Source organism: Stenotrophomonas sp. YJH_SMC_65, from assembly GCF_059369475.1.
In genome coordinates, this window is the sequence record NZ_JCAFSR010000004.1 from 212,371 (window position 1) to 226,755 (window position 14,385).

The following is a 14,385-nucleotide window of genomic DNA, read 5'->3' on the forward strand; positions in this document are numbered from 1 at the left end:
TGTTCAGCTCCATTGAAAGGCATCCGCTGGCTGAAGAAATCGACCAGTGAGGAAAAATCTTAAGGGGTTTATTGGACGGTTAGAGCGCGCCATCCCATTCAACCGCGCAAAGATGCGGCACCACCCGCGAAGACACCCACCACATCGTCCGCGAACGCCTCACGCTCTGAGTGAGTGGGCGCGGAGCTGGCTGATGCGCTGGCGAAGTCTCAGCGCTTCCTGCAAGACTTGATCATCTCATGTATTCCCCTGCGCAAGCCATTCTGCCAAAGCCAGCCCCTCCCAGCGTTCTGAGTTGGAGAGACGTTCTGCGTCACCTTCATGCCTCATGCTCTGTGGTAGCGCCACGGCAAGAGGGGAGAACCTCGGCGGTAGCCTTCCCAGCAGAGAGGGAACAGTGCGCAGAGGTGGATGACCGAGTGCGATAGCAACGACCGTCCCAGTCCGATCGTACACTGCCCGTTCGTCGTAGGTGCCTAACCAATTCCGGGAGAACGAATACAAGTCGTCGCCATCAGGGAACGCAATCGGCTCGTAATCTCTATCAAACACGTCCCCTTCCACCATCCATCCGAAGTGAGCGCCACTCGGACCAAAAAGTTTGACTACCATGTCCTATCCTCAGGTTCCAGCCAACTGGAGACTCTCACCTCCCTGAGGAGAGGGTCAAGGCCACGCTGGCCAGCAGCCTTGGGCATACCCAAGCCACGAGCGTATTTCAACGCTCGGCAAAGCATCTCTCGAAAGGATACCTAGAGATTCGCCCCCCCCCCCCCCAAGGCGAGTGCACGACTTGTCCGTTGGGTGGCACAGGGATCGAAACTGTGACCTTGCCTTTGGACGGCAAGCCCGGCGGAGCGCGGCGCGTTTAGGTGGAGAACCAGTACAAGACGTCGATGCAGCGCCTGCGGACCGAGGCGACGCTACCGGCCAGGCATTGGCGACACGCGGGATGACTTCTTTGAAGGCATTGCTCCCGCGACCATGGCCAACGAGCGCAGTCTGAACAGCGGATCCAATCGTACTGAGTGGGTATTGTGCACTAGGCTCGCAACATCCTTCAGCCAGCGAAAAGTACGTGCGATAGTTGCTAGGACCGTAACCACTGGAGGGAAGCGGATGAATGCGATTGGTAACGTTTTCGGCGGCGTCATTGTGGGTTGGCTTTTAGCGCAGCTTGCGGACATCTGGAGGCGCAGGCGGGAGAGGAAAGCGGAGGCGGCCTACCTGGGCGCGACGGTCCTGATCCAAATTGAACGGCTCATACATGGATGCGCTAGCGTAGCGGGCGATGATGGAACAACACACGGTCGACCAGCCGGGCGCACTGAGGATGGCCAAGAGTATTTTGTCTCGCAGACTGAGGCACCGGAACTGAGCTGGGATACGGTAGAGGTTGAGTGGAAGTCCGTTAAGCCAGGCTTGATGTACGCGGTTCTTTCCCTGCCGCTTGAGCTCGCTGAAGCAAAAGACTATCTGCAGGGGGTCCGTGAGAATGATGACCCGCCTTACGATGGCTACATCGCGGCGCGTCAACGTCGTTTTGCGGAACTAGGCGTAATGGCTGCCGATCTTGCAGCGACGCTCCGGCTGGAGACCGGCATCCCTAGCCGACCTTCTAGGGAATGGAATCCTGAGTCCTTCCTTCGCGAGCAGCTCAAGAAGCTTCGTGATCGCGAAGAAGAGCTCGCTCGAAGGCAGCAATCTTGGCCAGATTTTCCAGCTGATGGAGCATCCCAAGTGCCCCCCCCGATTGCCGGGCAGTGAAGTGGTAATTCTGGTGTAATCGCGTCGGAAAAACCGGCGTACTCGCTACAACAGAAGAGGAATGCGAGGCGCTGGAACTCTGGAAAAAGCCTGCAAATACAGTCATATAGCCATCCTATCTGATGACTTGAAACGGGAGAGGTGCGGATTATGAGTCCCCTGCTCTAACCGTTGAGCTATAGGCCCGGCGCAGCGTCACAGTGTAGTGGAGGCCGCGCCCGATCGGCTACCCGGCGGCGGCAAGCGCCTCCGAAATACGCCCCAGCCGCCTCTCCGCCGCTTCCGCGAGCCATACCTGCCGCCTCAGGCATGCCTGGAACAACGCAACCATCCGTCTGATCTGCTTCAGTCCCTGTTGGTTGTCGCCGCTGAAGCCGGCAAGCAATCCGGCCTCCGACAGCGTCAGCAGCGCATACGTCGTACGGCGTGCAAATCCCAATCGATCCTCGCACTCAACCCGCATCACCTCATCCCAGTCCAGCAGCGGCGGGAAATCGGTTTGCACGGGCTCGGGAACATCGTGCTCCACATCATTCATGGCGTGACTCCAGATGCATGACGAATCAATGCCGCAGGCCGTACGAGCTGCACGTGACCTGCCGCGCGCTTGCATCGGCGCCGGTGATGACCGGCCCGCCTACGGGATGTGTTGAGCATCTGCGCGATCAGCGTGCGACCGTCGCAGGAAAAATTCAAACGGCAGATGCGTCATCGGCAAGCCCCGTCGGGCATGTCCAGGCACCCCAAAAAGAAAAACCCCGCACCAGGCGGGGTTTCTCTCAACGCTTCACCAGCCGCTGGAAATCAATCGATATCCAGGAAGCTGCGCAGCTGCTCCGAGCGGCTCGGGTGACGCAGCTTGCGCAGCGCCTTCGCTTCGATCTGGCGGATGCGCTCGCGGGTCACGTCGAACTGCTTGCCGACTTCTTCCAGCGTGTGGTCGGTGTTCATGTCGATGCCGAAGCGCATGCGCAGCACCTTGGCTTCCCTCGGGGTGAGGCCGGCCAGCACGTCGCGCACGGTTTCAGACAGGTTGATGTTGGTGGTGTTCTCGATCGGGGACTCCACGTTGGTGTCCTCGATGAAGTCGCCCAGATGGGAATCCTCGTCGTCGCCGATCGGGGTTTCCATCGAGATCGGCTCCTTGGCGATCTTCATCACCTTGCGGATCTTGTCTTCCGGCATGTCCATTTCCTTGGCCAGCTCCTCCGGCGTAGCCTCGCGGCCGTACTGCTGGAGCATCTGGCGGGAAATGCGGTTCAACTTGTTGATCGTCTCGATCATGTGCACCGGAATACGGATGGTGCGCGCCTGGTCGGCAATCGAGCGGGTGATCGCCTGGCGGATCCACCAGGTGGCGTAGGTCGAGAACTTGTAACCGCGGCGGTACTCGAACTTGTCCACGGCCTTCATCAGGCCGATGTTGCCTTCCTGGATCAGGTCGAGGAACTGCAGGCCACGGTTGGTGTACTTCTTGGCGATCGAGATCACCAGGCGCAGGTTGGCCTCGACCATTTCCTTCTTGGCCTTGCGCGCCTTGGCTTCACCGTAGGCCATGGCACGGCTGATTTCCTTCAGCTCTTCCAGGTCCAGCTGGGTCAGCTTCTCGATGTCGATCGTCGCCTGCTGTTCGGCGATGATCTGGTCCTTCACTTCGCGCAGGGCCGACGACCACTTCTGCTTGCGCTTCAGTGCGTCTTCCACCCACTCCAGGTTGGTCTGGTTGCCTTCCCAGGAGCGGATGAAGTCCTTGCGCGGCATGCGCGCGGTGACGGTGGCCAGGTTCAGCACGCGTCGCTCATGGGCCTTGATCGACGCCATGGTGTCGCGCAGCTGCTTGGTCAGCACGTCGGTCAGCGGCAGCGGCAGCTTCAGGGTGACGAACACCGCCGACATCTCTTCGCGCAGGCGCGGCAGGTTCTTCTTGTCGCCCTTGGTCGCCGCCTTCTTGAAGGCATTGAAAGCATCGCTCAGCGCCTGCATGCGCGCAGCGACTTCCTCCGGATCCGGACCGGTCGGTGCGGCTTCTTCCTCGCCACCCTCGACGTCATCGTCCTCGTCCTCGTCGCCTTCTGCGTCGGCATCGCTGCTGTCATCGGCAGCGACCGCCGGCGGCGCCGGCTCTTCGTCGGCCAGGTCGTTGAAGCCGACGATCACTTCGGCCAGGCGCTTCTTGCCTTCCTTGTGGGCCTCGTAGTCGGTCAGCAGCGATTCGACCGAAACCGGGAACTGGCCCAGGGCGGCCTGGACCTGCGAAAGGCCTTCCTCGATGCGCTTGGCGATGGCGATTTCGCCTTCGCGGGTCAGCAGCTCGACCGTGCCCATTTCGCGCATGTACATGCGCACCGGGTCGGTGGTACGGCCACCTTCGGTGTCGAGCGCGCTCAGCGCGGCGGCAGCTTCTTCGGCCGCGGTGTCATCGACTTCGCGGTTACCGGTGTTGCCGTCGTTGAGAAGCAGGGTTTCCACATCCGGCGCAACTTCATGGACATCGATGCCCATGCCGTTGATCATGCCGATGATGTCTTCGATCTGTTCCGGGTCGACCATGTCGTCCGGCAGATGGTCATTGACTTCGGCGTAGGTCAGGTAGCCCTGTTCCAGGCCCTTGCTGATCAGTTGCTTGATTTCGGATTGGGCAGGACGTTCGTTGGCCATGTAGTGCTCGCGCCACCGGCTAGGGAGAAATAGGGAACGTAGCATTATACCAGCCCGGGGCCCTGCCTGCCGGGCGGTGGTCCCGGCGGCCTAGGGCCTGAGAAGGAAGGTCACGGGACCGTCGTTGACCAGGCTGACGACCATATGGGCACCAAACCGGCCCGTTTCCACCCCTGGCGCATGATTTTCACGGCAGATGTCGACAAATCGATTGAACCCGCGTTCAGCCTCGTCCGGCGGTGCGGCGCTGGTGAAACTCGGCCGCATGCCCGAACGGGTATCGGCCGCCAGGGTGAACTGGCTGACCAGCAGCAGGCCGCCACCGGTGTCGCGCAGCGACCGGTTCATCTTCCCGGCCTCGTCGGCGAACACCCGGTAACCCAGCAGGCGTTCGGCCATCCGCCGCAGCTGGGCCTCGCTATCCCCCGGTTCCATGCCGACCAGGGCCAGCAAGCCGGGGCCGATCTGCCCCACCACCTCCTCGTCGACATGGACGGCGGCCTGGCTGACACGCTGGATCAGGACGAGCATCGTGGGCTTCCAATGAACGGGGCCGGCCACGATAGCAGCGCCCTTGGCTAAACTGGCGCCGATGAATCCGCAACGCAAAGCCCGGCTGGTCTACCGCGCCACCACCCTGTTCGCCCGCCTGCCCTGGCCGCTGCTGCGGGGGTTCGCACACGCCCTGGCGTGGACGTGGGTTCGTGTCAATGCCCGTGAGAGCCGCGTTACCCGGCGCAACCTCGAACTGGCCTACCCGGAGCTGGACGGTCCTGCACGCGACCGCCTGCACCGCGACCTGCTGCGCTCCACTGCGCTGCAGGCCATCGAGACCCTGCGTTTGTGGAGCCGGCAGCCGGCCGACAACCTGCGGCTGCACCTGAAGCAGCGCCACGGCGAAGCCCTGTACGACGCGGCCCTGGCCAGCGGCAAGGGCGTGATCGTGGCCGCACCGCACTTCGGCAACTGGGAGCTGCTGAACCAGTGGCTGGCCTCGCGCGGGCAGATCGCCATCGTCTACAAGCCGCCGGAAGACGAGGCCAGCGACGCCTTCCTGCAGCTGGTGCGCGGCGGCCAGAACGTGCAGCAGGTACGCGCCGAGGGCCCGGCCGTGCGCCAGCTGTTCAAGGTGCTCAAGGACGGCGGCGCCACCGGCATCCTGCCCGACCAGCAGCCCAAGGCCGGCGATGGCGTGTTCGTGCCGTTCTTCGGCGTGCAGGCGCTGACCATGACCCTGGTCAACCGGCTGGCCGAGCGCACCGGCGCCACCGTGCTGTATGGCTGGTGCGAGCGCATCGGGCCGGACATGGAATTCGCCCTGCACATCGAGCCGACCGACCCGGCCGTGGCCGATCCGGACCCGCAGGTGGCCGCCACCGCGCTCAATGCCGGCATCGAGCGCATCGCCCGCCGCGACCCGTCGCAGTACCAGTGGACCTACAAGCGCTATACGCTGCGGCCACCGGGCAGCGGCGAGGAAGATCCGTATGCGACCGAAGAGCATCCGCACTGACGGCCCCCACGCCCAGGCCCATCCGGCCCCTGCGACCGGCGGCCGCACCACGTTGAATACGACGCCGGCGCCCCCATAGAGACTGCGATGTCCGCCTCCCCCGGTCCCGCCATGCCTGCTGCCTCTTCCCTGTTCGGCGACCCCGCCGCGATCCGCTGCGAACGCGCGGTGGCCGAACTGCGTGCCGGTCGCCCGGTACTGCTCCACGATGGGCAGGGCCAGCGGCTGGCGGTGATTGCACTGGACAGCGCCACTGCCAGCAGCTTCGCTGCCTTCGCCGCTGCCGCACGCGAGCGCCATTACCTGTTCCTGACCGCCACCCGCGCCCGCGTGCTCGGCGTGGAGGCACCGGCAGGCGCACGCCTGCCGCTGGCGGGGGTTGCCTTCGATGCCCTGCCCTCGCTGGGCTACCTCCGCGAGCCCGGCCCGATGCCGGACGACTGGACGGCCGGCGACGCCTTCGATGCCGGCGCGGTGGAGCTGGCCCGCCTGGGCCTGCTGCTGCCGGCCATGGTGGCCGTGCGCCTGGACGCAGCTGACCGCACCTTCGAGGGTGCTGCTGAAGTGGCGCTTTGCGATCTGGCCGAAGGCGCGGCACACGCCGCCCACGATTACGAACTGGTCGCCCGTTCGCCGGTACCGCTGCGCGACGTCGGCATGACCACCTTCGCGGTGTTCCGCGGCGGCGTGGCCCAGCGCGACCAGGTCGCGATCATCGTCGGCGAACCGGACCTGTCGGCGGTGGTGCCGGTACGCGTGCACTCCTCGTGCCTGACCGGCGACCTGTTCGGCTCACTCAAGTGCGACTGCGGCGACCAGCTGCGGCGCGGCCTGCGCAAGCTGAAGGAACTGGGCGGCGGCGTGCTGCTGTACCTGGACCAGGAAGGCCGCGGCACCGGCATCGCCGCCAAGATGCGCGCCTACGGCTACCAGCACGACGGCCTGGACACCATCGATGCCGATGCACAGCTGGGCTTCGGTGCCGACGAGCGCCGCTACGGCAGTGCGGTGGCGATGCTGCATGGCCTGGGCATTTCGCGCGTGGCCCTGCTCAGCAACAACCCGACCAAGGCACAGCGTCTGCGCAACGCCGGCATCGAGGTGCTGGACTGCATTCCGGTCACCGGCGAGATCACTGCCGAGAACGAACACTACCTGCGCACCAAGGCCGATCGTGCCGGCCACATGCTGGATGTGGACGCGCTGATCCAGGCTGCCCAGTAGCGCGGTCGACCTGCTACCGTCTGCGCGGTGCGGCCCTGCCGCCACCGCCCGCCCTGCCACCTGACGGAGCCTGCGTGATCGACGTTCCCCTGACCTCCCCGCCTGCCGATGCCTGGCAGTCGCTGCCGCAGCGCGCCGCCCGCCTGGCCGCACTGGAAGGCGCCTTCGGCGGACTGTTCGTGCCGGGCCTGCCGCTGGCCGCGGCCGCGTGGTTCTTCGAGCTGCCCGGCGGCCTGTGGACGGCCGCCCTTGGGCTGCTGATCGGCATCGTCTTCGGCGCGTGGCTTGGCCACCGGCGCTTGACCCGCACCCGCTGGCGGCTGGATACCCAAGGGCTGGGCCTGCGCCGCGACCTGATGTGGCAGCTGGAAACGCGCATCCCCATTTCGCGCGTGCAGCACCTGGACCTGCGCCGCGGCCCGCTGGAACGCCGTGCCGGCCTGGCCACGCTGATCGTGCACACCGCCGGGACCCGCATGAGCGCAGTGACCGTGAGCGGCCTGGACGAGGCCGACGCCGAGCGCCTGCGTGACACCCTGTCCCATCAGCTCGACCAGGACGCCGACGCCCTGTGAGCCTGCCGCCGCCCCTGCCCGCATCGCTGCCTGCCGGTGGCGAGGACCATCGCCTGCACCCGTGGTCGTGGCTGTTCGTGCTGCTGATGCAGCTGCGCCACTACTTCCTGCCGCTGGTGGCGCTGCTGGTGTTCGGCCAGCGCGGTGACCGCGACCCGATGTGGGCGCAGCTGATTCCGCTGTCGGCGATTGCCGCGCTGGTGCTGGTCTCGGTGCTGCAGTACCTCAGCTACCGCTACCGCATCGGCAGCGACGCGATCACCGTGCGCAGCGGACTGCTGGCGCGCAACCGCCGCGAGATCCCGTTCGCCCGCATCCACAACGTGGAAGTGCGGCAGAACCCGCTGCACCGCCTGTTCGGCGTGGCCGAGCTGCGCCTGGAATCGGCCGGTGGCGTGCGTCCGGAAGCCGAAATGCGCGTGCTGAAGCTGGACCAGGCGCTGGCGCTGGAACGACTGGTGCGCCAGCGTGGGCAGGCACCGCAGGCCGCCGACGTCGTGGCCGCCCCCTCGATCACCGACGCCGACACCGAACAGGTGCTGCTGCGCCTGTCGAGCTGGGACGTGGTGCGCATGGGCCTGCTGTCCAACCGCGGCTGGGCATTGGCGATCGCCGCCTTCGGCGTGCTGTTCCAGACCGTGCCGCGGCCGGTGATGGACGCGGCCATCCAGCGTGGCGGCCGGGAAGCCTTCGGCTACGCAAGCCACCTGCATCCCGGCGTGGCCGGCGCCTTCCTGCTGCTGGCCGCAGCCTTGCTGCTGGGCTGGCTGGCGCTGCGTGCGCTGTCGGTGGTGCTGACCCTGCTGCGCTATCACGGCTTCACCCTCAGCGAGCAGGACCGCCGCCTGACCGTCTCGGCCGGCCTGCTCAGCCGCACACGCAGCAGTGTCGCGCGTCGCCGCATCCAGGCCTGGACGCTGCGCGAAACCACCCTGCATCGCTGGTTCGGCCTGCGCCAGCTGCGCATCGACAGCGCTGCCGGCGGGCCCTCGCGCGACGAGGACCGCGCCCTGCGCGAGCTGGCACCGCTGGCACCGGCAATGCGCTGCGAGCAGCTGGTGCAGCACCTGTTGCCTCAACTGCAGTGGCCGCCAGCGCAATGGCAGTCCATTCCGCAGCGTGGCTGGTGGCGGCTGTGCCTGGGCGCGCTGCTGCTGGTGCCGGTGCTGGCAGCGGCCGCGTACTGGCGCTGGGGATCATGGGGCCTGATCGTGCTGGCCTGGCTGCCGGTGGCGCTGCTGGTGGCACATCGGCAGATGGCGCGCATGGGCTGGTATCTGGATGCCCATTACGTGGCCGTGCGCGGCGGCTGGTGGACGCGCTGGTGGCGCTGGGCCGAGCTGGACAAGGTGCAGGGCCTGCGCCTGCAGCGTTCACCGCTGGACAAGCTGCTCGGCACCAGCAGCTTGCAGCTGGATACGGCCGGTGCGCACGGCGATGTGGCGTTGACCCTGCGCTACCTGCCGCAGGCGCAGGCGCAACACGTGATGGAGCAGCTGGCCGCGGCGCTGGCGCGGCGCAAGTTGCGCTGGTAAGCAACACCGGTAGTGCCGGCCGCTGGCCGGCAACCGCAGACATTCCCGAGGTTGCCGGCCAGCGCCCGGCACTACCGCGAGCGGGGTCGGCGAGGCATCAGCGCTGCGACGGGCCCCAGTACCCCAGGTCCTTGCGGATCTGCAGGTCGCGCACCCAGCTGCCGAAGGGCTTGCGCCGCAGCACGCCCATTTCACCGGACAGGAAATCCTCGGTGGCGGCGATCACCCGCTCGCTGGACAGGCCATCGCGGTACGGATGGATGGCGTCGGCGTAGCGCACGATCTCCGCCTGCAGCGTGGCGTCGGGATGCAGCGCGCGCTGCAGCATCGCCGGCAGCTGCGCCGGGTCGTCGAAGTCGATCATGTGCGGCTTGGGCACGCGGTTGCGGAAGGTCACCACCGGCTTGTGCTGGACGATGAACTCCGAAACGATCGACGAGGTGTCCGACACCAGCACATCGGCGGCGCGCTGTGCGGCCATCACCTGCTCCGGTTCGATGAAGCGGGCATGGGCACCGGCCAGCGCGCGGTAGCGCTCGAACAGTTCCGGTGGGCACTTCGGGTGCAGGGTCAGCAGCCAATAGCGCTCACCGCCAGCGATATCGGCGGCGATCTGCGCATGCAGGTGGGGCGCTGCGCTCAGGCGCTCGGTGAAGGTCGAACCGAACAGGATCACCGGGCGCCCGCCCGCCGCTGCGCGCAGCGCGGCGCTCTCGCCACCGTCGTCGCGGAACAGCGGGTCGAGCTTCGGCCAGCCGGTCTCGGCTACGGCGAAGTGGCCCTGCAGGGCGGCGATCTCACGGAACGGAGCGGTGGTGGCCGGCCCCTGCGTGCAGTACAGGTCGAACATGCCCCGCACCCGGAAGTGGCCGCGCGCACTGTCGCGCTTCTCCACGTTGAAGCCATGGAACAGCTGTACCTTGGCGCCGGACAGGAAGGTCGGCACCCAGTTGGCGGCGCTGAACACGGCACGCGGCCGCATCGCCAGGGCCTGTTTCAGTCCGATGTTGGGCACGCCCGGCAGGCTGCTGGCGGCAGCGCCGTCCTCGAACCAGGCCGCCACCTCCTGCCCGGAGGCGTGCAAGGCCTGCGCCAACGGGGCGAGAATAGGCAGCGCATAGCGCTCCGTCGCAAACAACAGGTACCCGGCCATCATGTCCTCCACGACCGCTCCCATCGAACGGCCTCGCATCTCGGCCTGCATTATCGCGTTCAACGAGGCCGGCCGCATCGGTGACTGCCTGGCCTCGCTGGCCTTCTGCGACGAAATCATCGTCGTGGACTCGTACTCCACCGATGCCACCCTGGCCATCGCCGAGGCCGCAGGCGCCCGCGTGCTGCAGCGCGCGTTCGATGGCTTCCGTAGCCAGAAGGCCTACTGCGTCGAGCAGGCAAGCCACGACTGGGTGCTGTGCCTGGACGCCGATGAGCGGATCAGCCCGGAACTGCGCGCAGCCATCGAACGGGCCCGCGACGGTGGCTTCGCCGGCCATGCCGGCTATCGCTTCGCGCGCCTGTCGGAGTACTTCGGCAGGTTCCTGCGCCATGGCAACGCCTACCCGGACCGGGTGATGCGCCTGTTCGACCGCCGCCGCGGCGGCTGGCGCGGCAAGCGCGAGATCCACGAGGCGGCCAGCGTCGACGGCAGCGTCGGCACCTTGCGCGGCGACCTGGTCCATTACCCGTACCGCTCCCTGCAGCAGCAGCTGGCCAAGACCGAGAAGTACGCGCGGATGATGGCCGAGCACGAGTTCGCACGCGGCAAGCGGGCCACGCTGGGCAAGCTGGTACTGGCGCCGGCCTGGCGGTTCTGGCGCGGCTTCGTGTTCCGTGGCGGCTTCCGCGACGGCTGGCACGGCCTGGTCTACGCCTACGTGCGCGCCAACTACGTGCGGCAGAAGACCATCATGCTGTGGATGCTGGGCAACGGCCAGCCCGTGGCCGACCCGCCGAACCCCTGATCGCCGGGGCCCGCCCGGCGCGCCGACGCATCACGAGCCGGTGATCGCCCGGTGGCGCGCGCCTTCGACGATCGACAGGCCGGTCAGCAGGCCGACCAGGGTCACGTAGAAACTGGCCGTCATCTGGTGCGCGAACATCGACTGGGTCAGCCCGCACAACGCGTAGGTGATCACCAGCATGACGCCGGCAGCGGCCGGCCCGCGGAAGGTCGCCCGTCCGCTGCGGCGATGCAGGCGCACGAACAACCACAGCGGGATGCCATACACCGCCAGCAACAGCAGCAGGCCCGGTACACCCTGGGTCGCCGCCCATTCGGCCACGTCGTTGTGGGCATGCCCCAGGTGGCAGCGCAACTCTTCCGGGTTCTCCCGGCAGACCGGCACGCGCTGCATCGCGCTGTCGAAATGACCGATGCCAACACCCACCAGCGGATGATCGAGGAAGGTCTGCCAGGCTACCTGCAGGCGCTCGACGCGGGCACCGGCGGAAGAATCACTGTCGCCCAGCTCCATCCGCTGCACGTCGCTGTGCAGCTCGCTCAGGCGGACCTGGTGGCGCAGCTCCGGCACCGACAGCAGCAGCGTCGCACCGATCGCCAGCATCCCGGCCAGCACCGACAGGCGCGCCGCACCGGTACGCCAGCGCAGGCTCAGCGCCAGCACCACCAGCAGCGCCAGCAAGGCGGCGAACACACCGCGGCTGCCGGTCAGCACGATGGTGCCGCAGCCGGCGGCCATGCCGAGGATCACCAGCGACCAGCGCCGCGACGGGCGGCAGAACACCAGCAGCACCATCAACACCATCACGATGTCGGCCAGCACGATGGCGTTGGTGAACAGCTCCGCGCGCGGGGCGCCGCCCAGCACCTGCCACAGCGACATCACGAAGGTGGCGAGCAGGCCGGTCAACGAGCCGTACCAGAGCCACCGCAGGCTGGGACGCAGCGCGCAGATCCACAGCGCGATCCATGGGATCACCACGAATCGCGAACGGTTGTCGACGTCACGCAGGCCCTGTTCGAACAGCACCACCGACAGTACGCCGAGCGCCAGCACCGCCAGCATCAGCCAGACCAGCACTTTCACCGGCTGGCCGGCCATGCCCCGCGCGCGCCACAGCAGCTCCGGCGCCAGCAGGGTGCTGAGCAGCAGCAGAAGACCATACGGCAACAGGTTGATCGGCACGGTCAGCACCAGTGCCGGCAGGCAGAACAGCCCCAGCTGGGCCAGCCCGTGTGCAACCCCGTGACGCCCACCGACGGGAACGCCCAGCGGGTCGCCGGCCATGAGGTTCAGGTTGTCCGGTGAAGCTGGCACGTCGGGAAGTATCGCTGCAATCTGCTGGAAGAATGGGACGGGCCAACGCGGGCCGTCCCAGCCTGCTGTTTTACTGCCTTTGGACCCGCTTGGGCAGACTGGACAAGCGGAAATCGTGCTGGCTAGTCATGTTCCTGCAAACGCCGTTCACGTTCCCGCTCCTCGGCAGTGACCACGCACGGCACCGTCACCGCCGCTGCCGGCACCAGCCACCAGCGCCGCCGGTTGGCCACGCCGGCCAGTTCGGAGCGGTTGCGGTCGACGCACGACAGCATCGCGTACTCGTGGACCAGCAGCCAACGACGTCCGGGTGCCAGCCGCTGCCAGCGCGTGGCCGCCACCAGCTGCTCGTCCCAGTCAGTCTCGAAACCGAAGGTCGCTGCGGGACGGTCGGCCAGCAGCAGGTGCTGTTCCTTCCAGGCCACCAGCCCCAGCTCGGCATCGGGGCCCAGGCGGGTACCGACCGCGCGCATCAGGCCACGGGCCGAACTGGAATCGTTCAGCAGCGGGTAGCCGACCAGGCTGTACAGCACCCAGACCACCGCCAGGGTCGACACCAGCGCAAGCTGCCGGCGACGGCCACAGGCCAGCAGGCTCAATCCGCCCCACAGGCCCATCGCCAGGATCGTCCACGCCAGCGCGTCGACGGCCCCGGGGGCGAGCCCGCGGCTATGGGTCAGGCGCAGCTCGAAGGCCGGGTCACCCAGCACCGCCATCACGCCAGCCACGGCCAGGCCCAATGACAGCAGGCCGGTGAACAGCCCCACCACGGCCTGCACATCGCGTCGCTTCAGCAACCCCGGCAACAGCGGTGCCAGCACCAGGCAGAACATCGGCAGCGCCGGCAGGATGTAGACGTCGCGCTTGCCGGCGGGAATCGAGAAGAACAGCACCACCATCAGCCACCAGGCCAGCGGCAGCAGATAGCGCGCGTCGCGGCGTTGCAGCCGGCGGCGCCAGGCCGGAATCGCCCAGGGCAGGGCCAGGAATGCCGGGATCCACATCAGCGGCATCGTCGCCAGGAAGTACCAGGCGGGCTGGTGGTGATCCCAGGAATGGGTGTAGCGCCGCGCCGTCTGCTGGAACAGGATATCGTCCATGTAGGCGCGATATTCGTCCGAGCCGGTGGCAAAGCCGGCCAGCAGCATCGGCGCCAGCCACAACGACACCGCCAGCAGGAAGGCCAGCGGCGCCAGCCAGAAGCGCGCGTCGCGCGCGTGCAGGCCCACCCGTGGCCACCGCAGCGCCGTGGCGATTGCCGCGGGCACGATCATCAGCAGCGCCAGCATGCCCACGCCCTTGGTGATCACGCCGATGCCGGCGAAGAACCAGCCCAGCCACCACCAGCGCCAGGCCGGCCCCAGCAGCAGGTGGCGCAGCAGGCCGTAGTTGGCCAGGGTGATGAACAGCAGCAGCAGGGGATCGATCTGCGCCTTCTTCGCCTGGAAGGTGAACTGCAGCGCGAACAGCAGCGCCCAGCCGGCATACAGCCCCACCCGCCGCGTCCACAGCCGCCGGCCCAGGTCGACCACGCACCACAGCGTGCCCAGTGCCGCCAGCAGCGACGGCAGCAGGAAGGCCACGCGCCACTGCCCGACCAGGCTGTACAGCGTGGCCTGCCACCACATCAGCATCGGCGGCTTGTCCGAGTACAGCTCGGTCCCGCGGTGCGGGAACAGCCAGTGGCCGCTGTCGAACATCTGCTTGGCCACCAGCGCGAAGCGCGGCTCGTCCGACGGCCACGGATCACGAAGGCCCAGCCCGGCCCCCAGCACCAGCAGGGCCATCACCACGAACAACCACGTCTCGCGCGACGCGCGGGATTTCAGCATGGG

At 67.1% G+C, this 14,385-nt stretch carries 13 protein-coding genes; 6 read left to right on the forward strand and 7 right to left on the reverse strand.

Features of this window, described 5'->3' with window-relative positions:
• Window positions 1-237 precede the first annotated feature (237 nt).
• The gene (locus AC5P7A_RS09110) at window positions 238-612 is read right to left on the reverse strand and encodes a 4-fold beta flower protein (protein WP_495220076.1); all 375 of its coding nucleotides are present in this window, start codon (window positions 610-612) and stop codon (window positions 238-240) included.
• A gap of 507 nt (window positions 613-1,119) precedes the next feature.
• Between AC5P7A_RS09110 and AC5P7A_RS09115 the strand changes: the two genes are divergently transcribed.
• Window positions 1,120-1,767, forward strand: a complete 648-nt coding sequence (locus tag AC5P7A_RS09115) for a hypothetical protein (protein ID WP_495220077.1) — start codon at window positions 1,120-1,122, stop codon at window positions 1,765-1,767.
• A 226-nt stretch (window positions 1,768-1,993) separates the two neighbouring features.
• Here AC5P7A_RS09115 and AC5P7A_RS09120 read toward each other — a convergent pair whose 3' ends face one another.
• From AC5P7A_RS09120 to dtd, 3 genes are all read right to left on the reverse strand, one after another.
• Window positions 1,994-2,305: a hypothetical protein gene (locus tag AC5P7A_RS09120; protein ID WP_126411400.1), complete on the reverse strand. Its 312-nt coding sequence runs from the start codon at window positions 2,303-2,305 to the stop codon at window positions 1,994-1,996.
• Window positions 2,306-2,571: 266 nt separating this feature from the next.
• Window positions 2,572-4,425, reverse strand: coding sequence for an RNA polymerase sigma factor RpoD (gene rpoD, locus AC5P7A_RS09125; RefSeq protein WP_014648552.1), 1,854 nt, complete (start codon window positions 4,423-4,425; stop codon window positions 2,572-2,574).
• A 90-nt stretch (window positions 4,426-4,515) separates the two neighbouring features.
• A complete protein-coding gene (dtd, locus tag AC5P7A_RS09130) occupies window positions 4,516-4,956 on the reverse strand; it encodes a D-aminoacyl-tRNA deacylase (protein WP_014648553.1) in 441 nt (146 codons plus the stop codon).
• Between the two features lie 61 nt (window positions 4,957-5,017).
• Between dtd and AC5P7A_RS09135 the strand changes: the two genes are divergently transcribed.
• The 4 genes from AC5P7A_RS09135 to AC5P7A_RS09150 all read left to right on the forward strand — a co-directional run bounded on the left by AC5P7A_RS09135 (window position 5,018) and on the right by AC5P7A_RS09150 (window position 9,272).
• A complete protein-coding gene (locus tag AC5P7A_RS09135; protein ID WP_049439254.1) occupies window positions 5,018-5,938 on the forward strand; it encodes a lauroyl acyltransferase in 921 nt (306 codons plus the stop codon).
• 87 nt (window positions 5,939-6,025) lie between these two features.
• Window positions 6,026-7,162: a GTP cyclohydrolase II RibA gene (gene ribA, locus AC5P7A_RS09140; protein WP_041863895.1), complete on the forward strand. Its 1,137-nt coding sequence runs from the start codon at window positions 6,026-6,028 to the stop codon at window positions 7,160-7,162.
• A 74-nt stretch (window positions 7,163-7,236) separates the two neighbouring features.
• Complete coding sequence (locus AC5P7A_RS09145) at window positions 7,237-7,737, forward strand: PH domain-containing protein (RefSeq protein ID WP_014648556.1); 501 nt, start codon at window positions 7,237-7,239, stop codon at window positions 7,735-7,737.
• A complete protein-coding gene (locus AC5P7A_RS09150; RefSeq protein ID WP_111206756.1) occupies window positions 7,734-9,272 on the forward strand; it encodes a PH domain-containing protein in 1,539 nt (512 codons plus the stop codon). The genes AC5P7A_RS09145 and AC5P7A_RS09150 overlap by 4 nt, the downstream gene beginning before the upstream one ends.
• A gap of 97 nt (window positions 9,273-9,369) precedes the next feature.
• Here AC5P7A_RS09150 and AC5P7A_RS09155 read toward each other — a convergent pair whose 3' ends face one another.
• On the reverse strand, window positions 9,370-10,428 hold the full coding sequence (locus AC5P7A_RS09155) for a CDP-glycerol glycerophosphotransferase family protein (protein WP_495220078.1): 1,059 nt from the start codon (window positions 10,426-10,428) through the stop codon (window positions 9,370-9,372).
• On the opposite strand from AC5P7A_RS09155, the gene AC5P7A_RS09160 reads away from it, so the two are divergent.
• On the forward strand, window positions 10,427-11,233 hold the full coding sequence (locus AC5P7A_RS09160; protein WP_014648559.1) for a glycosyltransferase family 2 protein: 807 nt from the start codon (window positions 10,427-10,429) through the stop codon (window positions 11,231-11,233). The two genes, AC5P7A_RS09155 and AC5P7A_RS09160, sit on opposite strands and share 2 nt — an antisense overlap.
• A gap of 30 nt (window positions 11,234-11,263) precedes the next feature.
• Here the strand turns inward: AC5P7A_RS09160 and AC5P7A_RS09165 are convergent, their stop codons facing one another.
• Together AC5P7A_RS09165 and AC5P7A_RS09170 are read right to left on the reverse strand one after the other, a co-directional pair.
• Complete coding sequence (locus AC5P7A_RS09165) at window positions 11,264-12,520, reverse strand: O-antigen ligase family protein (RefSeq protein ID WP_014648560.1); 1,257 nt, start codon at window positions 12,518-12,520, stop codon at window positions 11,264-11,266.
• Between the two features lie 152 nt (window positions 12,521-12,672).
• Window positions 12,673-14,382 (reverse strand): ArnT family glycosyltransferase, encoded by a 1,710-nt coding sequence (locus tag AC5P7A_RS09170; RefSeq protein WP_049439261.1) that lies wholly within the window; start codon window positions 14,380-14,382, stop codon window positions 12,673-12,675.
• Window positions 14,383-14,385: the final 3 nt, after the last annotated feature.

Bases quoted from the DNA above. Each gene is read 5' to 3' on its own strand.
- AC5P7A_RS09110 (WP_495220076.1), bottom strand. From the start codon at position 612: ATGGTAGTCAAACTTTTTGGTCCGAGTGGCGCTCACTTCGGATGGATG.
- AC5P7A_RS09115 (WP_495220077.1), top strand. From the start codon at position 1,120: ATGAATGCGATTGGTAACGTTTTCGGCGGCGTCATTGTGGGTTGGCTT.
- AC5P7A_RS09120 (WP_126411400.1), bottom strand. From the start codon at position 2,305: ATGAATGATGTGGAGCACGATGTTCCCGAGCCCGTGCAAACCGATTTC.
- rpoD (WP_014648552.1), bottom strand. From the start codon at position 4,425: ATGGCCAACGAACGTCCTGCCCAATCCGAAATCAAGCAACTGATCAGC.
- dtd (WP_014648553.1), bottom strand. From the start codon at position 4,956: ATGCTCGTCCTGATCCAGCGTGTCAGCCAGGCCGCCGTCCATGTCGAC.
- AC5P7A_RS09135 (WP_049439254.1), top strand. From the start codon at position 5,018: ATGAATCCGCAACGCAAAGCCCGGCTGGTCTACCGCGCCACCACCCTG.
- ribA (WP_041863895.1), top strand. From the start codon at position 6,026: ATGTCCGCCTCCCCCGGTCCCGCCATGCCTGCTGCCTCTTCCCTGTTC.
- AC5P7A_RS09160 (WP_014648559.1), top strand. From the start codon at position 10,427: ATGTCCTCCACGACCGCTCCCATCGAACGGCCTCGCATCTCGGCCTGC.
- AC5P7A_RS09155 (WP_495220078.1), bottom strand. From the start codon at position 10,428: ATGATGGCCGGGTACCTGTTGTTTGCGACGGAGCGCTATGCGCTGCCT.
- AC5P7A_RS09165 (WP_014648560.1), bottom strand. From the start codon at position 12,520: ATGGCCGGCGACCCGCTGGGCGTTCCCGTCGGTGGGCGTCACGGGGTT.
- AC5P7A_RS09170 (WP_049439261.1), bottom strand. From the start codon at position 14,382: ATGCTGAAATCCCGCGCGTCGCGCGAGACGTGGTTGTTCGTGGTGATG.